Raw genomic sequence first — 20,777 nt, 5'->3', positions numbered from 1 at the left:
CGGACTCGTCTGCGGTGCGTCCGGTCCTCGCTTCGCTCCGGTCCGGGCGCTCCTCGACGAGCCCGAGGCGCTGGCCGATTGCGCCGTTAAACAGCAAGACCCGCCGATCCACTTGTGTGGGGCGAGTCCGCTGTTTCAGCTTACGTCTGTTTCTTGATTTAGCCGAGCCCAAGATCGAGCTGGGTGGCCTGCGGAGCGGGGCGCGATCGCTCCCATGAGTTGCCCCGGAGCAAGCGCTCGGCCGCCGTGAAGTGCAGGTCCGGCGAGCCTGGGACGGCGAGCTGACCAAGCAGGGCCGACAGGTCGAGATCGACATCGAGTCCTTCCAAGAGTTTGAGTCGGCGGAACGCGCGACGAATGTCTGTCTGAGCCTCCGAGTGGGTCCAGCCGTTCACGAGTTGTAGTCGGTCGTTGACGTCCTCGAGGTCTAGCGCCCGACCGATGTGCTGGGTGTTGTGGCACCTCTTGCAGAGGGCGATGAGGCCAGCGAGCACCTGGGTCACAACGCCGTCGCGCATCTCGAATCGCCAGATCTCGTGGCAGTCGGGGTGCTGAACCTTGCCGAAGGGACCGTGAGACTGGTCGCCGCAGATCTCGCAGAGCTTCCCGGCGCGTGCAGAAACCGCGAGTCGAGTCCTGTCCCACTCGGATTCACGAGCGATGCCCCGGACGTTCGAGCCGAAGACGCTTGGAGGAAGCACATCTGCCCGCATACGCGGGTGGCCGGCTGGAGCATCGGGCATGAGGGCCGGCAGGAAGACGCTGGTCCAGTCCTGATCCATCACAGGGTCTCCGACCGGGCGCAGACAGCAACCGTGACAGCAACGCGAGCGCATCCGTAGCTGTCGGACCGGATCGTGTGGACGGACGCTACGCAGCTCCGCGTGACCACCGGACGTCTGTGGACGCCGCGACTCTTTCTACGGATCAGAAGGTTGGGGGTTCGAATCCCTCCGGGCGCACTCTGGTTGAGACAGAGCAGAACGGCCCGCTTCGGCGGGCCGTTCTCGTTTTCCTGAGTGATCGACGGTTGAACCGCTTTCGGCGGGACCGTCTTCTGTCGACGCCGTCGAGCCTGGCTCCGCGCTGTCTGCCGCGCACGCCGACAGGTCTGCCGCCGTGTCGTCGGCCGCGCACCGCTTCCAGCGGCGACCGTCCCTGCCGCGCCGCCGAGACCGCGGGCGCGCCGCTTCGTCCCTCCACAGGCTTCATCTCGCGCCGTTATCCGATGATCACCTCGTCCCCGCGGTCGCGACACTGACCCGAGCAATACTCTCCTGACGTGGGGCTGAACGGTCGCCGCCGACGCACAGCGTTCGGCAGGCAGAGGAGAGGACATCAGATGAGTCGAACGGAACTGTCGGGGCGGGGCGAGCGCGGACGACCTCGAGCGCGGACGAGACGGGCGCTGGTTGGCACGACGGTGGGCTGCGTGCTCGTCGGCGGCCTGCTCGGCGGAGGTCTCGCGCCGCCGCGTGCTCAGGCCGCCGCCACTGCGCATACGACAATCGAGAACACCCTGCTGCAGGGCGGCTCGACGAACGCCGGAGTGACGACCGTCTCGGCCTGGGTGCAGAAGGGCGAGACGCTGCGGGTCGACCTGCATCCGCTCAAAGGCGGCTCCGGCGCCGGTGAGGGCGAAACCGGAGGCGGATCCGCCAGGGTGACGGCCCCCGACGGCACAGTCCTCGATGAGCAGGACTTCGCGGCGGGGGCGGCACCATCCGTCTCCGCGGGAGGAACGTTCGTCGCGACCGAGACGGGAGTTTTCGAGGTCCAGGTGTCGGACGACGACGTGACCGCTCCGGTCAACCTCGCGTGGAGCATTGGAGTGGAGGACGCTCAGGGTGCGGCGCTGGCCGGCCGGGTGTGGTCCACGTCCTACGCGATCCAGTCCGGGGCGAAGGAGTCCTACGCCTCACCCGAGGAGCGGCGCTCCTCGTTCACTCTCCATGCCGTCACCGAGACGGGCGCCCGGTACGAGCTCGGTTTGCGCGGCTACGACGGAGTCGCCTCCACGCTCCAGGCCACGAACAAGGGCAACGTTCGCGTCGGGTCGTCCGATCCCTCCTACCTCTCTGTCCCCATGCCGCAGTCGACCGAGGCAGGTGGTATCGGTGCGCAGTACGTGCAGGCGTCCGGGCGCTCCGGGATCGACGGGCTGCAGACGTACAAGCTCTTCCTCGATCCGCCGTCATCCGATCTGCCGGAATCGATCGCCCCGGCCTACCGGGAGCCGACGATCGAGGAACTCGCCTTTCACCGTTCCTCGGCGGGCTCCAACGCGGGGGCCGTGACGGGTGTCCTCGGGACCCAGCCGGGCACCCTCGTCGTCGACGTCGATACCGACGGGGATGGCTCCTACGACGGCGAGCGCGATGTTCACCTCACCCGCATCGCGGGCACGACCGGACCCTTCTCGGTCGACTGGGATGGTCGCGATGCGCAGGGGCGAGGGGTCGACATCGCCGAGGCCGGCATCAGCTTCCGCGCGTCGGTCGGGCGGACGAACGAGTTCCACTTCACCCGGGTCGACGCCGAGTCCTCGGCGGGAGGAGTCTCCGTGGTGCGCTCCACTGGCGGCGGAGACGGCTCGTCGACGGTGCACTGGGACGACTCGCTCTTCGCCGAGTCGAACGCGGACCGCTACTCGAGCACCGCTGCGGCGACGTCCGGCGAGAACGGCGCCGACTCGTCCGGCGGCATTCACCGCTGGGAGGGCGACGACTCCGGTCAGGGACGCACCCCGAACGAGAACGACTCGGTGCACGGTTCCTACGGCGACCTGCGCGCGATCGACGACTGGGCCTTCGGCTCTGACGGAGCGGTCGCAGTCGTGCGACTCGACCCGCTCGCGCCGCACGTGACCATCGCGAAGTCCTCCTCGGTCGACTCCGCGACACCGCTGCTGCCCGGAGCCCGCATCCCCTACCGGGTGACCCTCACCTCGGACGGATCCGGCGACTACTCCGATGCGGCCGTCGTCGACTACCTCGATGAGGGCGTGCTCGATGACGCCGACCTCGACGCGGACTCCCTTCGTGCGTCGCAGGGTTCTGCGTCAGTCGACCCGGCGACAGGCCGTCTTTCTTGGTCCGCGGGTGGGCTTGCGGTCGGAGCGACCGCCGAGCTGACCTTCGACGTAGTCGTGACCGGCGCCGGAGACGATGCCCTCGTCAACACTGCCTGCCTCGCCGATGCGCCCTTCGAGCACGCCGAGCCCGAAACCGGGATCGACGCCACGGGGTGCGCCACGGTTCAGCACGTCGTGGGCGACGGATCGCTTCTGCTCCGCAAGACCGCATCGCAGCCGAGCGCCGAGCACGGCGGTACGGCCGGTTTTGACATCGTCGTGGCGAACACCGGGTCGATCGACGCGACTGACGTGACGGTGACCGATGTGCCGACGCTCGACCACCTGATCGAGCCGAGCATCGAGGACGGGGCTGGAGGGACGCAGCCGGCCGAGGAGCCGGTCACGGGTCTCGACATCCCTGCCGGCGGGCAGGTGTCGTTGCACGTGAGTGGACGGGTCGCCGACGGGTACGAGGCCGTGACCCTGCCCAACCGGGTGTCGATCACGCATCAGCCCGAGGGCTTCGACCCGCCGACCGTCGAAAACGCGTGCGCCGATGACGCATCCTCCTCCTGCGCCGAGATCCCCGTGCCGCCTGTCGAGGGCCGACTCTCGCTCGAGAAGACCGCGCTCGACGAGAGCGTCGACCACGGCGGGCGGGCCGGGTTCCGGATCGTGGTCGCGAATGACGGAGCGCGACCCGCGGAAGGGCTGACGCTCACCGACGTCCCCGAGCTCGCGCACCTGAGCGACGTGACGATCTCGCAGGACGGTGGCCCGGCCTCGTCCGACCTCTCGATCGAGGACCTGACGCTTCCGGCCGGAGCATCGACCACCTTGACGGTGACCGGCCGCGTCGCGGACGGGGTCGATGCGTGGACCATCCCCAACCGGGCGCGTCTCAGCGAGGTTCCGGAGGGCTTCGAGCCGACGACGGTCCTGCACCCGTGCGCAGATGACGGCGGCGCGAGCTGCGCGCAGGTGGTGGTTCCTCCGGTCGGACTCGTGCCGACGGTCCTTGCCTCGACAGGAGCGGCGGCGGGACCCGTCGCGGCCGCAGCGGGGGTCCTGCTGCTCATCGGCGGCGCGCTGAAGACCCGGCGCCGACGCTCGACCCGCACCTCGTGAACCGGAGCCCGGGCCGCCTCAGCGCGGCCCGGGCTCCCCGAACCACCACCTCGAAAGGCACCACCACATGACCGAGCACGCCCTTCCCTACCGCATCACCGAGCGCTTCCCGCTCCCCGACGGACGCGTCGGCGTCAGCACCTGGTGGGCGCGGGATCCCGAGCAGCTCGAGCATCAGCTCCGCACCCGCACCGGTCATCCGCACCCCGAGAGGGAACCCGCTCGGCGGCTGCACCGCTCCGGTGCGAACGGCGTGCTGGTCGAGGAGCGCACCGACGGCGGCTACCGTCCGCTCGATCCACACCGACTGGCTCGCACCGACCCCCGATGGCGCCGTGCCCTCGTACGATCACGACGGTCGGCATGGCTCCGCCGGATCATCGGTCCACGCGATCTGGTGCAGGCGGACCCTCCGTCGGACGTCACGCGCACGGTGGAGCAGCGGGGATGCGGATGACCAGCGGGCCACAGCCTCCCCGAGCGCGGGAGTCGAGTCGCTCTGCGGCGTCCTCGAACTCCAGCGGCCGGTCGATCGCGGCAGGGGCGGAGGCCTCGTCGGCCAGGGGAGCCGCGGCAGCGATCCGCGAGCGCCGGGAATGCACCACCGCGAGCAGCGGCTCCGTGTAGAGGGTCCTCGTAGTGGTGCCGGGAAGATCGGGTGGATCCGCGATGATCGCCAGCTCGGACTCGCCGTTCGCCACTGTCCGCAGGCAGAGGGCGCGCGAGCCGTGCCGAAGACCGAAGCCTACGTGCGGCCACCGTCGACGGAAGCGGCGGATCACATCCGGCACGAAGCTCTCCCCGAGGAGTGTCTGGAAGGCGAGGCCGAGGCGTCCGTGCTCGGCGTCCCCGGCCTGGCGCACCTCAGCGAGTCCGGCTCGGATGAGCGCCATGCCGTCCTGGGCGGCCTCGGCGAGCCCGGTCCCCGCTTCCGTCATGATCACCCCGCGGCCGGCGCGGCGCACCAAGGGGGTGCCGACCAGGCTGGACAGGCGAGCAAGCGACCGGCTCGCCGTCGGCTGCGGGACACCGAGCTCAACGGCCGCGGCGGTGACGCTTCCGGTCTGCGCCACCGCTACGAGCACGGGGAGGAGGCGGAGGACTGCGGGCCAATCGTCTGACACGCCTCCCACCCTCAGTCGAGATATGTCCAGAACACGTGAATGGCAGGAGAAAGGACATTAGTCATGCATCTATGGACGGTCTACGGTCGAATCCATGAGCACCGGAGCGCGGACCCGATCGACGCGCGCCGCGGCTCCGTTCTCGCAGCGACGACTGACGATCGCCCTCCTCGCAGCCGGAATCGCCACGTTCGCCGAGCTCTATGCGGTCCAGAGCGTCCTCCCGCAACTCGCACAGGAGTGGTCCCTCGCCGCGTCCGATGCCGCGCTTACCGTGTCGGCCGCGACGCTGGGCTTGGCGCTCTCGGTGCTGCCGTGGGCTTCGGTGGCCGAGCGGATCGGCCGGCTCGAATCCATGCGCATCGCGGTCCTCACCTCGGTCGTCCTGGCACTGCTGGCGTGCGTCGCCCCCGGCTTCGAGCTCCTGCTCGTCCTGCGGTTCCTCGGGGGAGCGGCGCTCGGCGCCGTGCCGGCACTCGCCGTGGCCGCCATCCACGACCGGGTCGGAGGTTCCGGAGCGACGGTGGCGGCGACCGCCTACGTGTCCGGGACCACGATCGGCGGCGCCGCCGGTCGCCTCCTCGCTGGTCCGCTCGCGGCGGCGCTCGGCTGGCGGAGCGCCCTGCTCGTCGTGACGGCGGTCTGCGCCGCGGCGGCGATCGCCTTCGCGGTGCTGACCCCGCGGGGCGGCGCGCGCGAGACGGTACCCGGCGGTTGGCGCACGAAGACGGCACAGGTGCTCCGCGATCCGATGCTGGTTGCGATCGCTGTGCAGACGTTCCTCGCGGTCGGAGTGTTCGTCGCCGTCTACAACTACCTGGCGTTCAGGCTCGAGGCACCGCCGTTCGCGCTCGCACCGGCGCTCGTGTCGCTCCTCTTCGCCGCCTATCTCGCGGGAACAGTGTCCTCCCGGCTCGCCGGAACATGGAGTCCCCGCATCGGCCCTCGGCTCGTGATGCGGATCGGCGTCGCTCTGATGATTCTGGGACTGCTGGTGATGCTCGCCGAGATCGTGGCCGTAGTGATCGCGGGCCTTCTCGTCTTCACGGCGGGATTCTTCGCCCTGCACGCAACAGGTGCGGCCTGGACGGGGGCCCGGGCGGCACCGGCGCTCCGCGGACATGCGGGTGCGGTCTACACGATCGCGTTCTACTCGGGCTCGGCCGCAGGCGGCTGGCTCCTCGGTCTGGCGGTCGACGCGGGCGGCTGGCCTGCGCTGACGGCGGTGACGATCGTCGTGCTGCTGCTCGGAGCGGGAATCGTGAGTCTCCCCTCACGCACGACCGAGCCGATCCGCTGAACCGCGCTCGCGATCGTCGCGGTCTCGCTGGACCGGTCGGACCTGCGACCTTATGGCTCGACCGTACGGGGCGGGGGATCGGCATGGCGCAGAGCACCGGAGCGGAGCGCTCCCCTGATGGGCGTGGCGGAGTCGACGAGAGCGGCATCGATCCGCGCTACCACGCGGGATACCCCCGGGGACACCTGGGCCGCGAGGCCGAAGGGCGCGAGGCCGAACGGCGCGCGGCCGAAGAGGAGCGCCCCTCCCGAGTGCCCGAGGAGCAGCCGGACCCGACCGGCCCTGCCGGCCCGAGCGTCCTGCCCGCTCAGCCGACCGTCCCGCACCGGGCTGAGCCGACCGCGCCGCTCCCCGTCGAGCCCCCGTCGCGCCGGGCGCCGCGGCCGACGACGTCGCGGCCGGCCCCTGCGACGACCGCGAGCCCGGCGATGACCAGCCCGCCAAGCAGACCGACCAGACCGATGAAGATCTCGATCTCAGCGGTCAAGCAGGCGGAGAGGAAAAGGGACGATATCGGGCGACGCGCAGCGAGGAAGGTCACCAAGAGCGAGAAACCCTGCTGCTCACAAGCATTCCGGTCAGCCCGGACGTGTGTGATTCTCCCTTCATCGGCAGGTGTCACTGCCTCCCGGGCGCGCGGAAGTGGACATACTTCGACCTCATCGCTCCGCAGACGACAGGAGACGAACCGCCGGCAGATCAGGCTGCGCCCAGTCAAGCCCGGGAAGTTCGCTCGGCAAGAGCCAGACAAGGTGGTCGTGATCGGTGCTCTCGTCGGGGCGAGCATCGCGAAGGGCGGCTCTGAAGCACTGCAAGCGAATTCGGAGAGCACCGACCTGTGTCTCATCTACTGTGAGTACTTGTTCCACCTCAAGAGAGACGCCCAGTTCTTCGCGAATCTCCCGGGCGAGTGCTGCCTGAGCCGACTCTCCTGATTCGATCTTGCCGCCCGGGAACTCCCAGAGACCGCCCGAGGCTGTACCCACGCGCCGTCGGCACGCGAGGATTCGGCCACGATCAATGATCACTGCGGCCACAACGTCGAGAGTCTCCACGGGTCCATCATGCCGACATCTGCACCACGAGCTCCCCCGGACGACTTCCGGGGAGGCGCCGAGTCACTCTTTCAGGGGGTCGTTACCCCAGTTCATCAGCGAGTAGCGCCACTTCGTCTCGGTGACGTCGCCAGAGGGGCGCTGCTTCGCGTGCCGGTGGACGTAGCCGACAACCTTCGTCATGTGCGCGTAGTCGTCGTCGTCGAGGTCGGCCTGCTTCGTGCCGAGCAGCTCGACAATGCGTCGCCCGCTCTCGTGGCCGACCGACTCGCCGCCGCCCTCCGGCTTCTGCCCGACCTTCTTCGACTCGTTCGTGTCGAGCCAATCCTCGAGCTCCTTCGCGGTCATGTTCACGGCGTCGTGGAACTCGTCACGGGTCGTCCGCTTGTCGTCGTCGGTGGGCATTGCAGGGCTCCTCGGGTCGATCGAATACCTCCAGCGGAGCGCGCCGGAAAGACGAGCGGAGCGTGCCGGAGAGGACGGCACTCAGAGGATCGCGTCGAAGGGGGAGAGGTCAAGCCCCGTGCGCCGTTCTGGGGCGCGCGTAGCGTCGGAGGAGTTCGCATCCGCCGACCACCGCCGGCGCTCGCACCCGGCAGAGAAGAGGACCCATGCCCTCCCGCAACACCCTCGTCCGCAGTCTCCACGACCTTGGAGCCGCCGCCTGGTTCGGCGGCTCGCTGATGGGCGCAGTCGGCCTGAACGGCGCCGCGTCCACCTCGTCCGATCCTGCGGAGCGCCTCCGCCTCGCCTCGAACGGTTGGGCGCGCTGGACCCCGGTGCAGCTCGCCGCGATTGCTGCCCACGGCGTCGGCGGTATCGGCCTGATCCTTGCCAACAAGACCCGTCTCAGCAACCAGCGCGAGAGCCGCACCAACACCGTTGTGAAGACGATCGTCACCGGCCTGGCCGGCACCGCCTCCGTCGTCGCCGCGGTCGCCGGAGCGACGCAGGCCAAGCACGCCGACGAGGGCGCCCCCGGCGTGACCGAAGCGTCGCCGCAGAACTCGCAGGAACTGACCACGGCCCTCCGTGTGCAGAAGGTGACGCAGTGGGCGATTCCCGTGCTGACCGCTGTCATCATCGTCCTCGGCGCCCAGCAGGGCGAGCAGCAGCGCCCGGTGAAGGGGCTCTTCGAGACGACGGCGCGGATGTTCCGCCACTAGTCGACGCTACTGACGCGCACAACGTCGGCTGAGAGTGCTTGTCATCCACCATCGTGGCTGACAGTTGCTCTCAGCTGACGTTGTGCGTGTGGGCTCCGGCCTACCGGTGAGCGGACTCGTGTCGGACGGTCACAACGACGGCACCCTCCCCTCTGGCAAGGAGGGTGAGGGCCGGCGCAGCGAGACCGGTCGTCCGCGCGACGCCCGTGTGCGCGAGGGCGGCTCCGGGCTGGGCCAACACTTCCGAAGTCGGCTCCACCAGCAGGACGGTCGGCGTCGCGGTCGGCTCAGGCGCCGGTCCGGCGATCGCGAAGACGGGCGTCGAGACGGAGCGACGCGGTGCGGAGCGCCTGCTCGGAGTCGACGACATGGCCAGCAGCGTCGCGTCCTCGCCACACGGAGCCGCCAGCTCGAGACCCGCCGCCGGACCCGTCGAGGTGAAGCCCGCTGGCAGCGAGACGGTCGGCGCACCTGTTTTCGCGGTGCGCCGGGCGCCGGGGTGGAACAGCTTAGGTCTTAGGTGGTCGCTTCCCGTTTCTCTTTTTCGGCGGTCAGGATGTCGACCCCGTTCTCGTGCCCGACGCAGCTGGCGACCGTGTCTGCATCGATGCCCAGCGCGTAGCGGACCTCCTGCCCCGCGCTCTGCTGCTCGGCGGTCGCTTCGGGGAAGGTCGTGTAGTAGGCGTCCCGGAAGTCAGCCGAGTTGGCCATCGTGTCGAGTGTGGACAACTCCGCGAGGAAGGAGCTGCGAATGGTTTCCAGCTGCTCGGAGACCTCGCTCGGCCAGTGGTAGTAGGAGTCGTCGAGAAGTGTCAGCGTCCGTCTCGTCAGATCGAGGCGAGTTGAAGCGGCCGCATGCACCCCTGCGGGGTCCGGGGAGCCCCCGTTCAGGAGGTCGTCCTCGCCGGCGGAGAAGACCTCCGAGAGATTATTGATCGCGATGTTATTCGGGCAGACGAGGTCGAGATAACGAGACGCCGCCTGAGAGGTGTCGAGCTCGACGAAGGCCGGTCCGACCGACATCTCTGGAGTCGGAGTAGCCGTCGACTCGAGGGGGGCCGCGGCCGGCTGGGTGGCGGTGCAGGCGGTTACGACGAGGGTCGCCGCGACGAGTGGCATCGCAAGAAAAGGCTTCCGCACGGCGCTTACTCCGGGGTGGCCGTGCAGAGCGCGGATGCGAAGGCGCCGGTGCTGGTGTGCTCGGCGACGACCTCGCCGTCGAGGGTGATGCGGCAGCTGATGTCGCCCTCGTCGTCGACGCCGTTCAAAGCGGACAGAGTGAAGCTCTGGAAGGTGAAGTCGCCGCCGGTCTGGATCTGCAGCTCCTTCGTGAAAGGGAGCACCTGGCCGGTCGCCTGCTCGGAGCCGGAGGTTGTTCCGTCGAAGGTCGACCAGGTGATCGACGCCGAGGCCGCGGTACCGCTGACCTCGTAGACAAGGGTGCGCGGCACGGCGGCCGCCTCGGAGCTCTCGGCCTGCGCAGTGGCGATCGCGTCCGAGACGCCGCTCGCGAATCCTGCCGTGTACACGATCGCCAGGATGATCGAGAGGATGAGCGCGACAGCGTTGAGAACGGCGCCGGCGATCGCTGTGCCCCGCGAGCGGCCCTTGAGGAAAAGACCGATGACGCCGAGGACGAGTCCGATGAAGGCGAGGAATCCCGAGACGTAGTTGACGATCGGGATCAAGGCGCCAACCAGCGCGAGAATCCCGATGATGAGGGAGGCGAGGCCCAGCCCGTTGCCCGTCTTCTTCGGGACAGCGGGGGTGGAGTCGGGGAAGACTGCGGGGTTGAACTCGGTCATCTGCGGAGTATGTCAGGGGTTGGCAGGCACTTGAGAATCCGCAGAGTGGAATTGCCTATGCGGCTGCTTGGCCTGCGTTTACGCGTCCATTCCTGCCTGGAGAGCATCCCTCCTGTTCAGCCACTCCAGCATCTCGTCCCGCCACCGCTGACCTCCTCCGGACGCTCTCCGACTCCGACGGCGCGACCTGGGGCATAACCGTGACCAAGCCCAGCGGACGCACGGCCGGCGGCGTCTCTTCGATCCTGGAGCGGCTCGAGGGAGCCGGCTGGGTGGTCTCGGAAGAGGCAGCGGCCTGATCGCGTTCACAACTCAGGAAGACTTCATCCGTGCGCCCGCGGATCCGCCAGAACGCCCGGCGCCGCCGACGTTCATCCTTCGTTATGAACGCGATCGGCCGAGCGAGCCTTCTCGGAGCGGCGGACGAGGCGGAACCTGGAGCCGAGCTACTCCAGCCGGCGGAGGAAGCGGGCCGGCTGATCGAGGAAGCTGCGCCAGGTGCGCACCAGGTCGAGGTCGTCGTAGCGGCAGTCGCGCAGGCCGGTCTCGTCGAGCTCGTAGAGGTCGGCTCCGGGGAGGGCGGCGAGGATCGGCGAGTGGGTGGAGAGCAGGACCTGGGAGCCGCCGGCGATCAGGTCGCGCAGCTGTCCGATCAGAGCGAGGCACCCCGAGACGGAGAGCGCGGACTCCGGCTCGTCGAGGAGCCAGAGGCCGCGGATCCGTGAGCGCTTCATCACGATGTCGAGGAACGACTCGCCGTGGCTGCGCTCGTGGTATCCGCCGTCGATCCCAACGTCTTCGAGGTAGCTGAAGAAGCCGTGCATCGTCTCGGCGCGGAGGAAGAAGCCGCGCTTCGAGGCGCCCGCTCCGCGCACCAGCTGCAGGTGCTCGGCCAGGTCCGACTCCGAGACGCGGGAGCGGTGCATCGCGCCGGTCGAGCCGCCCTCGGCGTTCAGGCCGTAGGCGAGGGCGACCGCCTCGAGCAGCGTCGACTTGCCCGAGCCGTTCTCGCCGGTGATCACGGTGACCGCGCCGAGGTCCCAGCCCTCGGTCAGCACCTGCCGCACAGGCGCGAGCGTCGCCGGCCACTGCGCGAGGTCGAGGGGGTGCTCGGGGTGGGCCTGGATGCGACGCACCGGGAGGGTCGAGAACACTCGGTCAGTCAAGCAGGTCGACGCTCCAGCCCGCTTCGGCGAGGGCACGGGCCGTGTCGGCGCGGGGGGAGTAGGGCAGGTCGACGGCGCCCACCACGCGGTAGTCGGTGTCGCCGGGGCCGACCCAGAGGACGGAGTCGGCGGGGCCCGCCCGTCGCAGTGCGGCGCGGACGGCGTCGGCCGGCTCCGCGATCTCGCGCACCTCGCAGCGCTCGACGCGGCGGGCGCCGTCGACGAGGGCACGGCGGATGAGCGCGGGGTCCTCGAAGCGCGGGTGGTGATCGGTGACGATCACCAGGTCTGCGCGCTCGGCCGCCGCCCGGCCCATCGGCGCGCGCTTGCTCGGGTCGCGGTCGCCGTCGGCCCCGAGGATGACGAGCACTCGCCCGGGAGTCACTTCGCGCAACGCGTCGACGGTATGTGCGACCGAGTCGGGGGTGTGTGAGAAGTCGAGGTAGACCCGCGGCCCGTCGGCACCCGAGACGAGCAGGGTCCGCCCGGGTACGGTGACGTCGATCCCGGAGCCGACGGCCGCCGCCAGCCCGTCGCGCTCGTGCCCCGCCTCGATCAGCATCACCAGTGCGAGCGCCGCGTTCGAGGCCATGTGGCGTCCGAGCAGGGGGACGGAGGTGGTCATCGACCAGCCGTCGCGGGAGGCGAGTCGGAACCGCGTTCGGTCGAACGAGGTGTCGAGCACGTCGATCAGCCAGTCCGAGTCGCCGTCTGTCGAGAGCGTGACGACCGGGATCGCGGCCTCGCGGGCGACTCGGCGTCCCGCCTCCGTGTCGACGACCACGACACCGCGGCGGCTGCGCAGAGGAGTGAACAGGCGCTGCTTCGTGCGGAGGTACTCGTCCAGGTCGCCGAAGTCGTCGAGGTGGTCGTGGCTGAGGTTGGTGAATCCGGCGACATCGAGCACGATCCCCTCGACCCGCGAGCGCACCAGCGCCTGGGCGCTGACCTCGATCGCGGCCGTCTCGACGCCGTCCTCGCTCATCCGGGCGAGGAGCGCGTGCAGCTCCGAAGCCTCGGGCGTGGTGAGGCGGCTGGCCACGACGTGGTCGCCGCTGCGGCGTTGTGCGGTGGAGCTCAGGCCCGAGACGATGCCGAGCTGCCGGAGCACCGCGTCGAGGAGGTGCACGGTGCTGGTCTTGCCGTTGGTGCCGGTCACGCCGAGGAGCGTCATTCGTGTGCGGTCGGAGCCGTAAACGCGGGCGGCGATCCCGCCCAGCGCGGCGCGGGGGTCGGCGCTGACCAGGACGGGGAGTCCGCAGGCGCGTGCCGCCTCGATCCCGTCGTCGTCGGTCAGCACCGCGACGGCTCCCGCCTGGGCTGCGGCGGCGGCGAATCTCGATCCGTGCGCGTGGCGACCGGGCAGTGCGGCGAAAAGCGCTCCCGGCCGGATCTCGCGGTGGGCGAGGGTGACGCTCGTCACGCGGGCACCGCCGTCGCCGAGGAGTCGGAGGCCTGGGCCGACGAGGTCGTTCAGAGCGGCGCCGCTCGTGTGGAGCGGGGCGAGGAGCCGGAACGCCGGCATGCGTGCCTCCTGTCGGCACGACGGATCGGGCCCCGCGCAGCGCCTGCACGCGGGGCCCGACCAGTCATTTCGCAGTCGGTCCGTAGAAGGAGCTGATCTCGTCGAGCTCCATCTCGGCTGTGGTCTGGATGAGCTTGAGCAGCTCGGGGTCCAGGCCCGGCGAGAACTCCTCGAAGCGCTCCGGTGCGATAACGGAGGGGACGCCCTCGGGCGCCTGCTCCTTCGACTCGAGGTCCGTGCCATCATTCGAGGGCGAGGCTCCGCGGTAGATCTTCCCCGCCTCCGACGCGCCGTCGAGGTCGAACGTGTACTGCTTGCTCTGGAGTCCGAGGTCGACGAGCTTCTTGACCTCGGGGAACTTCTCGGCGTTCGTCTTCGGGATGGGAAGAGTCTTCTTCCAGTCGACACCGAGCGTTTCGAGCGCCTTCGCATAGCCGTTCTCGTGCGCCTGGTCGCGCACGATCAGGTAGGCGATGGTGGAGCGCGCGGTCTTGTTGTCGGTCATCTCGTAGATGCGGCACTTCTGCAGGCGGCCAGTGGATTCGAGCATCAGGTTATAGAGCAGATCGAGCACGAGATTGCCCGAGTTGTAGACGTAGCTGCCGCTCCACGGGTTGCCTGCCGCATCGACGGGCAGTGCGCCCTGGGCGCCGACGAGGTAGTGGTGGATATTGCTTGTGTCCAGCGCGATGCTGAGTGGTGTCGCGCCGCCCGCGCCCGGGGTGTCGAGCGGATCCGTCGGCTTCCCCTGATAGCGCGGAGAACCGTCGAGCAGGCGCGAGATAGTCGTGCCGATCAGCTCGACGTGGCTGATCTCCTCGGTGCCGATGCCCTGGATCAGGTCCCGATAGGGCTTCGCGTCGGCGCCGCGGAAGTTCATGGCCTGGAAGAGATACTGCATCATTGTGCGCATCTCGCCGAACTGCCCGCCGAGCCCCTCCTGCAGGGCGTTGGCGGCGGCCGGATCCGGTTCGTCCTGCTCGATGTCGTTGATGAGTCGTTGCACGTGGAAGAACATCATTTGCCTCCAGAAGGATCGGTACCTTCAGCCTGCGACGGGATCCTCGCCCCGCAGGAGCCCCTTGCGGCGAGCGCCCGGCTGTGATTCCTTCCGGCTGCGATTCCCCCGCCGGTGAACACCCGTCTGCGATGTCCTCTCAGCGCAGTGCGAACGCCTCCCGGTAGAGCGCGGTCAGCTCCGGTGAGCTCGGACCGCTGAGCCCGCAGGTGAGGATCGTGTCTCCGTCGGCCGCGAGGAGGTAGTCGACACCGTTCTCGAAGGTGATCGGCGCGCCGTCGACGGCCGACTCGGCGGCCTGCGTGAGCGTCACCGTGTCACCGACCTCTCCGGCGTAGCGGTCGAGGACGTGGAGGGTGACGACCGCGCCGTCGATGCCGCGCACTTCCGCGCGGAAGGCGACCTGGGCGGGGGAGAGCGCCTCCGCGGTGACCGGTGAGCAGACGGCGCCCGGTCCGCCGGTGCTGTAGAGCTGGAACGACGTGCTCGATGTGCCGCCGATACCGAGGGCGAAGGGGAGCAGCAGCGACGCGGCCGCCGCGGTGCTGAGCGCTCCCACGCCGACCGTGAGCCACGGGGAACGGCGGCGATACACCGACGTCGACGGCTCCTGCCTGCCGGGCCCGCCGGTTGCCGCCGCGATATGAGCGGCGAGCTCGACCGGAGCGAGTGGGGGGAGCGTCGCGGCGGGGTCGATGGTGTGCAGCACCGAGCGCGGGTCCTCGGCCGATGAGCTGCGCTCCTGGCCGGCGAGAAGCTCGGCGAACTCCGTCCGCCCTCGGTCCAGGCGCATCGCGACCGACTCCGCTGACTCGGCCTGCACGACGGCGATGCCGCGGATGTCGAGCCCCTCCCACGCCCAGAGCCTGAGGAGCTCGGCATCGGCCTCGCGGACCCGGGCTAGAGCGAGGCGGGCGGCGACATCGGACGCCTCCTCGTCGTGTACCTGCGGAGGATCGACGACGCCGACCCGCTGCGCCAGCAGCACCTGCCTCCGCTGCACCCGCCGGGCGGTCTGGAGTTGCAGCCGCGCGACTCCGATGGCCCACGGGACAGGGTCGCCGTCCGGGAGGTCGTCCCACCGGCGGTGCAGCACGCCGAGGGTCGAAGCGAGGACGTCGTCGGCCTGAGCCTCGTCGGTGCGGCGCCAGAGGTAGCGGCGGACGGGGTCGGCGATCGCGGCGGCGAGAGCGGCGAAGCGCTCCGGGCCCGCGAGAGGAGTTGGCATGCCTCCATGCTCCTCCTCGGTGCCGGGTGCCGCTCGCCAGGGCCCGGCGCGCCGCGCGGTGACGGGGCCGAGGAGGACCGCGGAGCAGAGGAACGAGCGACCCGTCAGCGCCCGAAGGCGCCCGCGTCCTCGAGCCAGCCCGCGACGAACGGCTCGATGTCGTCCACCTCGGCCAGCGCGAGCCGGTCGAGCCCGACGCCGCGGCACTCCAGGGTGAGCACGTGCCCGCGCACGGAGGCGGCCGCGCGGACGGCGCCGTCGCCCTCCCAGACCTCGAACGGCTCCTGCTCCCCGTCGACCGCGATCTCGGCGATGCGGGTCGGCGCGGGGAGCGCCTCCGGGCGGACGAACGAGACCGGCGACTCCTCGCGGCCGCAGAGCAGCGCGACGTCCCGGCGGGGATCGCCCAGGGTCGTCCGCGTCTCGACGGAGGGACCCGACCCGCCGCGGACCGCGCCGGCCCCGAGGAACGCCAGGCCGTGCGGTGCGCCCGAGAAGATCCATTCGCCGAGCAGGCGCCGACCACTCCAGCCGCAGACCGCCCACAGCGGCAGATCTCCGAAGGAGGCGCGGACCCGGGCGGCCCACTCCTCGAGGTGCGCGCAGTACTCCGCCTCGTCGAGACAGCCGCCGGAGTGCATGGCCCGATCGTAGGACGAGGGCTCCGGGGAGGCCAGGCCCCTCGCTACTGTGAACTCCGACCCCCGCCTTCCTTTCCCGCCGAGGAGCCCCATGCCCATCTGGACCCTGCACGGAGACGGCCGTACCGTCGAGCCCGGCGCCGTCGTCGCTCCCGGTGAACGGCTCAGCTGGCCCGCAACCGTCGCGATCGGCATCCAGCACGTCGTCGCCATGTTCGGAGCGACGTTCCTGGTGCCCGTGCTCACCGGGTTCCCGGTCGCCACGACCCTGCTCTTCTCGGGTGTCGGCACGCTGCTGTTCCTCCTGGTCACCCGCAACCGGCTGCCCAGTTACCTCGGTTCGAGCTTCGCGTTCATCGCGCCGGTGACGGCGGCGACGACGGTCGGAGGGACGGGGTCGGCGCTCGCCGGAGTCGTCGCGGTCGGGCTGCTGCTCGCCGCGGTCGGTGTCGTGGTGCAGGTCGTCGGCCTCGGCTGGATCGACAGGCTGATGCCGCCCGTGGTGGCCGGCGCGATCGTGGCGCTGATCGGCTTCAACCTGGCTCCGACCGCCTACACCAGCTTCGAGAAAGCGCCGGTCACCGGGACGATCACGCTTGCCGCGATCATCCTGTCGAGCGTGTTCTTGAGGGGCTTTCTCGGTCGCGTCTCGATCTTCCTCGGTGTGCTCATCGGCTACGTGGTGGCGCTCGTGCGCGACGAGATCGACTACTCCACGGTCGGCGCGGCCGACTGGTTCGGCCTGCCGCCGTTCACTTTTCCCGACTTCGGGTCCGGATCCACGTGGTCGGGCATCGCGATGTTCCTCCCGGTCGTGCTCGTGCTGATCGCCGAGAACGTGGGGCATGTGCGCGGAGTCGCGACGATGACCGACGCCTCCGCCAACGCGAGCACCGGCCGTGCGCTCATCGCCGACGGCCTGGCCACCACGCTGTCGGGTGCCTTCGGCGGCTCCGGAACCACCACCTACGGCGAGAACATCGGAGTGATGGCCGCCACCCGGGTGTATTCGACGGCCGCCTACTGGGTCGCGGGTATCACCGCGATCCTGCTCAGCCTCTCGCCCAAGGTCGGCGCTGTCTTCAACTCGATCCCGGCGGGAGTCCTGGGCGGCGCGACCACCGCGCTGTACGGCCTCATCGGTGTGATCGGCATCAAGATCTGGATCGACAACCGCGTCGACTTCTCGCGCCCGGTCAACCAGTACACGGCCGCGGTCTCGCTCGTGATCGCGATCGCCGGCTTCTCGTTCTCGTCGGGGGGCTTCGAGCTCGGCGGCATCGTCCTCGGAGCCGGCGCGGCCCTGGTGATCTACCACCTCGGCAACGCGATCGCTCGCTGGCGCCGGACCGGCGCTGACGACGGTGGGCCCCTCCCCGTCATCGGCCAGCTCGGTGGGGACCCCCAGGACGGCTGAGGCGCCTCCGCCTCCACCCGCCGGGCGGTGTCTCACCGCACAGGCCCGGAGCGGCGCAGCGTTTACCACGTTCGAAGCAGTCCGCAACCCGGTGCGCTCCCAGGGGTCTCCCGCCTAACGTCGAGGTGACGACCGCAGCAGCGGAACGCCGCACACCGAGTGAGACAGCAAGGAGCACCACCGTGCCGCAGATCATCGAGACCGTTGACGTCACCGTCCCCGTGTCCGTCGCTTACAACCAGTGGACCCAGTTCGAGGAGTTCCCGCGCTTCCTCGACGAGGTCGAGTCGATCCAGCAGGTCACCGACACCCTCACCGTCTGGAAGGTGAAGGTCGGCCCCGTCGAGCGCGAGTTCGAGGCGAACATCACCGAGCAGCACCCCGACGAGCGCGTCGCGTGGAACAGCACCGGCGGCGAGACCGACCACGCGGGCGTCGTCACCTTCCACAAGCTCTCCGACACCGAGACCCGCGTCACCGTGCAGCTCGACTGGGAGCCGAAGGGCTTCCTCGAGACCCTCGGCTCGCTCGTCGGCGCCGGCAGCCACGCTGTGAAGAAGGACCTGAACAACTTCAAGGAGTACATCGAGAAGCAGGGCACCCCTGACGGTGCCTGGCGCGGCGACGTCGAGGCCTGAGCGGTGACGGATGCACCTGCCTCGTCGGACGGCGAGAAAAAGGCGAACGGTCTCGGCGACGACGAGACCATCCCCGACTCCAAGGACGGGCTGGCGGTAGGAGTCTCCGGAGACTCACACTTCAACCCCGAGGAGGACGCTCCCGAGGAGCCCGCCGAGAGCTAACCGCTCTCCGCCGGGTCGCTCCTCCGCGAGATGCCACTTGTGCGTGCGACACGCCGTGACGCGTCCACACAAGTGGCATCTCACGGTGGGGGCTCAGCGCCAGGCGCGGGTGTACTGCGGAGGCACCGGGAGCGGCGCGCCGAGGTCGTGCGCCATCCGCACCGGAGCATTCGGGTCACGGAGCAGCTCGCGGGCGAGCAGCACGACGTCGGCGTCGCCGTTCGCGATGACGCCCTCCGCCTGCTCCGCCGTGGTGATCAGTCCCACGGCTCCAACGGGCGCACCCGTCGCCTTCCGCAGGTCGCGTGCGAAGGGCACCTGGTAGAGCGGAGCGACCGGGATGCTCGCGTGCACGAGACCGCCGGTGGACACGTCGAAGAGGTCTACGCCCTCGGCGCGCGCCCACTCCGAGACGGTGATCGTCTCGTCCAGCGTCCAGCCGCCCTCGGCCCAGTCGGTCGCCGAGAAGCGCACGAGCAGCACGAGTTCGCCGATCTCGGCCCGGACTGCGCGGACGACGTCGAGCAGCAGGCGCGCCCTGTTCTCGAGCGAGCCGCCGTAAGAGTCATCGCGCCGGTTGGAGAGCGGCGACAAGAATTGGTGCAGCAGGTAGCCGTGCGCGGCGTGCAGCTCGATCACATCGAAGCCGGCATCCGCGGCGCGGCGGGCGGAGGAGCGGAATGCGTCGACAATGTCGGGCAGCTCCGCCGCAGAGAGTTCCCGCGGCTGTGCGTAGCCGTCGAACGCCACGGCCGACGGAGCGAGGCTCAGCCAGCCGCCGTCCTCCAGCGGGACCGAGCCCCGTCCGCTCCACTCGCGGTAGGTCGAGGCCTTCCGTCCGGCGTGGGCGAGCTGCACGCCCGCGAGCGCACCCTGCCCGTGCACGAAGTCGACGATCGGCGCCCAGGCGTCGCGTTGCTCGTCGCTCCACAGACCGGTGTCCCAGGGGCTGATCCGGCCCTCGGGGACGACCGCGGTCGCCTCAGCGATGACGACGCCGACTCCGCCGCGCGCGAGGGAGCCCAGGTGCACGAGGTGCCACGGCGTGGGCACGCCATCCTGCGCCTCCACCGAGTACTGGCACATCGGCGCCGCCCAGAGGCGGTTGCGGGCGGTCCTCGAGCGCAGAGTCAGCGGCTGGAACAGTGCAGTGTCGGTCATGTCTCTCCTGTCGTGCTGCTCCGCGAGATGCCACTTAGGTACGCGACACGCCGGGGGAGGCGTGCGTAAGTGGCATCTCGCGGAGGGGGTCACGTGCTCCAACCGGGCGTAGAGCCCGGCTATGCCCGGGTCAGCGCGGCCAGGTCGACCCGGGCGCGTCCTGCCAGGCGGTGCTCGGCGGAGCGAGCGACTCCAGCTCCTCGAACAGCGCGTCGGGGATCTCGAGCGCGTCGTCGGCCACGAGCGAGTCGTAGTGCTCGGCGGAGGTGGCGCCGACGACCGTCGTCGTCACGCGCCGGTCGCGGGTCGAGAACTGCAGCGCCGCGGCGGCGAGCGGCACACCCGCCCGGTCGCAGGCCGCTCCCATCGCCGCGACGGCGTCGACGATCTCACGGGGCGCGGGCTGGTATGCGTAGGAGGCGACCGGCTCGGGCCAGCGCGCGAGCGCGCCTCCGCCGTAGACCGCCGCGTTGACCACGGTCACGCCGCGGTCGACGGAGGCATCGATGAGTTCCTCGGACGAGCGGTCGACCAGCGTGAAACGGTTGTGCGTGATCACCGCGTCGAACAGCCCGGTGTCGACGTAGTGGCGCAGCATCGGCGCGGGGCCGCCCGAGATGCCGATCGAGAGGGCGACGCCCAGCTCCTTCATCGCCACGAGCGCGCGGACGGGGCCGTCCTCCGCGAAGGCCTCGTCAGAGGAGATGCGCTCCGGGTCGTGCAGGTAGAGCAGGGGGAGGACGTCCATCCCGAGGCGCTCGCGGCTCTCGTCGAGGCTGCGCCGCATCCGCTCGGCCGAGTAGCTGCCGGTGCTGGGATCGCGGTCGAGCTTGGTGACCACGGTGATGCCCTCGGGGACTCCGCCGCGCGCCTCGAGCGCCTCGCCGATCAGGCGCTCGCTGTGGCCGCCCGCGTACTCATTCGAGGTGTCGATCACCGAGACGGGCCGGGAGCCGGGGTCGGAGTCGAGGACGCGCTCGAGGGCCGGCACCCGGTCGACGTCGGCGACGCGCTCGGGCCGCCACGAGGTGCCGAGGGTGAGCCGGGTGACGGTGGCACCTGACGGGCCGAAGGGTCGGAGGCGAGAGGGCTGCGGAGTCATCCGCCCAGCCTGGCAGCGCCGGAGCCCTCGCCGCATCCTGTCGCGAGGTGAACGGTCGGTGG

The 20,777-nt window shown here is 70.1% G+C and carries 21 protein-coding genes; 7 read left to right on the top strand and 14 right to left on the bottom strand.

Annotated features, from left to right (window positions below; all coding sequences use genetic code 11):
• Positions 1 to 158: 158 nt before the first annotated feature.
• Positions 159 to 782, bottom strand: a complete 624-nt coding sequence (locus tag C5D07_RS00895) for a hypothetical protein (protein WP_104258404.1) — start codon at positions 780 to 782, stop codon at positions 159 to 161.
• 560 nt (positions 783 to 1,342) lie between these two features.
• On the opposite strand from C5D07_RS00895, the gene C5D07_RS00890 reads away from it, so the two are divergent.
• The gene (locus C5D07_RS00890) at positions 1,343 to 4,204 is read left to right on the top strand and encodes a DUF7927 domain-containing protein (RefSeq protein WP_104258403.1); all 2,862 of its coding nucleotides are present in this window, start codon (positions 1,343 to 1,345) and stop codon (positions 4,202 to 4,204) included.
• Positions 4,205 to 4,271: 67 nt separating this feature from the next.
• The gene (locus tag C5D07_RS00885; RefSeq protein WP_068255569.1) at positions 4,272 to 4,661 is read left to right on the top strand and encodes a hypothetical protein; all 390 of its coding nucleotides are present in this window, start codon (positions 4,272 to 4,274) and stop codon (positions 4,659 to 4,661) included.
• Here the strand turns inward: C5D07_RS00885 and C5D07_RS00880 are convergent.
• A complete protein-coding gene (locus tag C5D07_RS00880) occupies positions 4,627 to 5,328 on the bottom strand; it encodes a LysR family transcriptional regulator (RefSeq protein WP_146076704.1) in 702 nt (233 codons plus the stop codon). The two genes, C5D07_RS00885 and C5D07_RS00880, sit on opposite strands and share 35 nt — an antisense overlap.
• Before the next feature lie 94 nt (positions 5,329 to 5,422).
• Between C5D07_RS00880 and C5D07_RS00875 the strand changes: the two genes are divergently transcribed.
• Positions 5,423 to 6,628, top strand: coding sequence for an MFS transporter (locus C5D07_RS00875; protein WP_068255564.1), 1,206 nt, complete (start codon positions 5,423 to 5,425; stop codon positions 6,626 to 6,628).
• 307 nt (positions 6,629 to 6,935) lie between these two features.
• Here C5D07_RS00875 and C5D07_RS15575 read toward each other — a convergent pair whose 3' ends face one another.
• From C5D07_RS15575 to C5D07_RS00855, 3 genes are all read right to left on the bottom strand, one after another.
• On the bottom strand, positions 6,936 to 7,115 hold the full coding sequence (locus C5D07_RS15575) for a hypothetical protein (protein ID WP_104272404.1): 180 nt from the start codon (positions 7,113 to 7,115) through the stop codon (positions 6,936 to 6,938).
• Between the two features lie 172 nt (positions 7,116 to 7,287).
• Positions 7,288 to 7,683, bottom strand: coding sequence for a (deoxy)nucleoside triphosphate pyrophosphohydrolase (locus tag C5D07_RS00860; protein ID WP_084416047.1), 396 nt, complete (start codon positions 7,681 to 7,683; stop codon positions 7,288 to 7,290).
• A gap of 63 nt (positions 7,684 to 7,746) precedes the next feature.
• On the bottom strand, positions 7,747 to 8,088 hold the full coding sequence (locus C5D07_RS00855) for a DUF3140 domain-containing protein (RefSeq protein WP_068255552.1): 342 nt from the start codon (positions 8,086 to 8,088) through the stop codon (positions 7,747 to 7,749).
• A 206-nt stretch (positions 8,089 to 8,294) separates the two neighbouring features.
• Here C5D07_RS00855 and C5D07_RS00850 point away from each other — a divergent pair, with 206 nt between their 5' ends.
• Positions 8,295 to 8,849: a hypothetical protein gene (locus C5D07_RS00850; RefSeq protein ID WP_068255549.1), complete on the top strand. Its 555-nt coding sequence runs from the start codon at positions 8,295 to 8,297 to the stop codon at positions 8,847 to 8,849.
• Between the two features lie 516 nt (positions 8,850 to 9,365).
• On the opposite strand, the gene C5D07_RS00840 is transcribed toward C5D07_RS00850, so the two are convergent.
• From C5D07_RS00840 to C5D07_RS15570, 7 genes are all read right to left on the bottom strand, one after another.
• On the bottom strand, positions 9,366 to 9,968 hold the full coding sequence (locus tag C5D07_RS00840; RefSeq protein WP_104258401.1) for a hypothetical protein: 603 nt from the start codon (positions 9,966 to 9,968) through the stop codon (positions 9,366 to 9,368).
• Between the two features lie 26 nt (positions 9,969 to 9,994).
• On the bottom strand, positions 9,995 to 10,654 hold the full coding sequence (locus C5D07_RS00835; RefSeq protein ID WP_104258400.1) for an MmpS family transport accessory protein: 660 nt from the start codon (positions 10,652 to 10,654) through the stop codon (positions 9,995 to 9,997).
• Positions 10,655 to 11,100: 446 nt separating this feature from the next.
• Positions 11,101 to 11,808, bottom strand: a complete 708-nt coding sequence (locus C5D07_RS00830) for an AAA family ATPase (protein ID WP_104272072.1) — start codon at positions 11,806 to 11,808, stop codon at positions 11,101 to 11,103.
• A 4-nt stretch (positions 11,809 to 11,812) separates the two neighbouring features.
• The gene (locus C5D07_RS00825) at positions 11,813 to 13,345 is read right to left on the bottom strand and encodes a Mur ligase family protein (protein ID WP_104258399.1); all 1,533 of its coding nucleotides are present in this window, start codon (positions 13,343 to 13,345) and stop codon (positions 11,813 to 11,815) included.
• Between the two features lie 64 nt (positions 13,346 to 13,409).
• The gene (locus C5D07_RS00820) at positions 13,410 to 14,363 is read right to left on the bottom strand and encodes a manganese catalase family protein (protein ID WP_068257644.1); all 954 of its coding nucleotides are present in this window, start codon (positions 14,361 to 14,363) and stop codon (positions 13,410 to 13,412) included.
• A gap of 139 nt (positions 14,364 to 14,502) precedes the next feature.
• Entirely contained in the window at positions 14,503 to 15,591 is a 1,089-nt protein-coding gene (locus tag C5D07_RS00815) for a sigma-70 family RNA polymerase sigma factor (RefSeq protein ID WP_104258398.1), read from the bottom strand.
• A gap of 104 nt (positions 15,592 to 15,695) precedes the next feature.
• Positions 15,696 to 16,232, bottom strand: coding sequence for a hypothetical protein (locus tag C5D07_RS15570; RefSeq protein ID WP_170063472.1), 537 nt, complete (start codon positions 16,230 to 16,232; stop codon positions 15,696 to 15,698).
• Positions 16,233 to 16,323: 91 nt separating this feature from the next.
• Between C5D07_RS15570 and C5D07_RS00805 the strand changes: the two genes are divergently transcribed.
• The 3 genes from C5D07_RS00805 to C5D07_RS15565 all read left to right on the top strand — a co-directional run bounded on the left by C5D07_RS00805 (position 16,324) and on the right by C5D07_RS15565 (position 18,452).
• Entirely contained in the window at positions 16,324 to 17,649 is a 1,326-nt protein-coding gene (locus C5D07_RS00805) for a uracil-xanthine permease family protein (RefSeq protein ID WP_104258396.1), read from the top strand.
• Positions 17,650 to 17,831: 182 nt separating this feature from the next.
• A complete protein-coding gene (locus C5D07_RS00800) occupies positions 17,832 to 18,287 on the top strand; it encodes an SRPBCC family protein (protein WP_068255527.1) in 456 nt (151 codons plus the stop codon).
• A 3-nt stretch (positions 18,288 to 18,290) separates the two neighbouring features.
• The gene (locus C5D07_RS15565; protein WP_170063471.1) at positions 18,291 to 18,452 is read left to right on the top strand and encodes a hypothetical protein; all 162 of its coding nucleotides are present in this window, start codon (positions 18,291 to 18,293) and stop codon (positions 18,450 to 18,452) included.
• A 93-nt stretch (positions 18,453 to 18,545) separates the two neighbouring features.
• On the opposite strand, the gene C5D07_RS00795 is transcribed toward C5D07_RS15565, so the two are convergent.
• Together C5D07_RS00795 and C5D07_RS00790 are read right to left on the bottom strand one after the other, a co-directional pair.
• Positions 18,546 to 19,613, bottom strand: coding sequence for an NADH:flavin oxidoreductase/NADH oxidase (locus C5D07_RS00795; RefSeq protein ID WP_104258395.1), 1,068 nt, complete (start codon positions 19,611 to 19,613; stop codon positions 18,546 to 18,548).
• 130 nt (positions 19,614 to 19,743) lie between these two features.
• Positions 19,744 to 20,715 (bottom strand): aldo/keto reductase, encoded by a 972-nt coding sequence (locus tag C5D07_RS00790; RefSeq protein WP_170063470.1) that lies wholly within the window; start codon positions 20,713 to 20,715, stop codon positions 19,744 to 19,746.
• Positions 20,716 to 20,777: the final 62 nt, after the last annotated feature.

The organism is Rathayibacter tritici, assembly GCF_002932875.1.
GTDB lineage: Bacteria > Actinomycetota > Actinomycetes > Actinomycetales > Microbacteriaceae > Rathayibacter > Rathayibacter tritici.
The sequence above is the reverse complement of the archived record's forward strand: the minus strand, read 5'-3'. Positions and strand labels throughout refer to the sequence as shown.

Coding starts and splice junctions, on each gene's coding strand:
- C5D07_RS00895 (WP_104258404.1), bottom strand. CDS start 782: ATGGATCAGGACTGGACCAGCGTCTTCCTGCCGGCCCTCATGCCCGAT.
- C5D07_RS00890 (WP_104258403.1), top strand. CDS start 1,343: ATGAGTCGAACGGAACTGTCGGGGCGGGGCGAGCGCGGACGACCTCGA.
- C5D07_RS00885 (WP_068255569.1), top strand. CDS start 4,272: ATGACCGAGCACGCCCTTCCCTACCGCATCACCGAGCGCTTCCCGCTC.
- C5D07_RS00875 (WP_068255564.1), top strand. CDS start 5,423: ATGAGCACCGGAGCGCGGACCCGATCGACGCGCGCCGCGGCTCCGTTC.
- C5D07_RS00855 (WP_068255552.1), bottom strand. CDS start 8,088: ATGCCCACCGACGACGACAAGCGGACGACCCGTGACGAGTTCCACGAC.
- C5D07_RS00850 (WP_068255549.1), top strand. CDS start 8,295: ATGCCCTCCCGCAACACCCTCGTCCGCAGTCTCCACGACCTTGGAGCC.
- C5D07_RS00840 (WP_104258401.1), bottom strand. CDS start 9,968: ATGCCACTCGTCGCGGCGACCCTCGTCGTAACCGCCTGCACCGCCACC.
- C5D07_RS00835 (WP_104258400.1), bottom strand. CDS start 10,654: ATGACCGAGTTCAACCCCGCAGTCTTCCCCGACTCCACCCCCGCTGTC.
- C5D07_RS00825 (WP_104258399.1), bottom strand. CDS start 13,345: ATGCCGGCGTTCCGGCTCCTCGCCCCGCTCCACACGAGCGGCGCCGCT.
- C5D07_RS00820 (WP_068257644.1), bottom strand. CDS start 14,363: ATGTTCTTCCACGTGCAACGACTCATCAACGACATCGAGCAGGACGAA.
- C5D07_RS00815 (WP_104258398.1), bottom strand. CDS start 15,591: ATGCCAACTCCTCTCGCGGGCCCGGAGCGCTTCGCCGCTCTCGCCGCC.
- C5D07_RS15570 (WP_170063472.1), bottom strand. CDS start 16,232: ATGCACTCCGGCGGCTGTCTCGACGAGGCGGAGTACTGCGCGCACCTC.
- C5D07_RS00805 (WP_104258396.1), top strand. CDS start 16,324: ATGCCCATCTGGACCCTGCACGGAGACGGCCGTACCGTCGAGCCCGGC.
- C5D07_RS00795 (WP_104258395.1), bottom strand. CDS start 19,613: ATGACCGACACTGCACTGTTCCAGCCGCTGACTCTGCGCTCGAGGACC.
- C5D07_RS00790 (WP_170063470.1), bottom strand. CDS start 20,715: ATGACTCCGCAGCCCTCTCGCCTCCGACCCTTCGGCCCGTCAGGTGCC.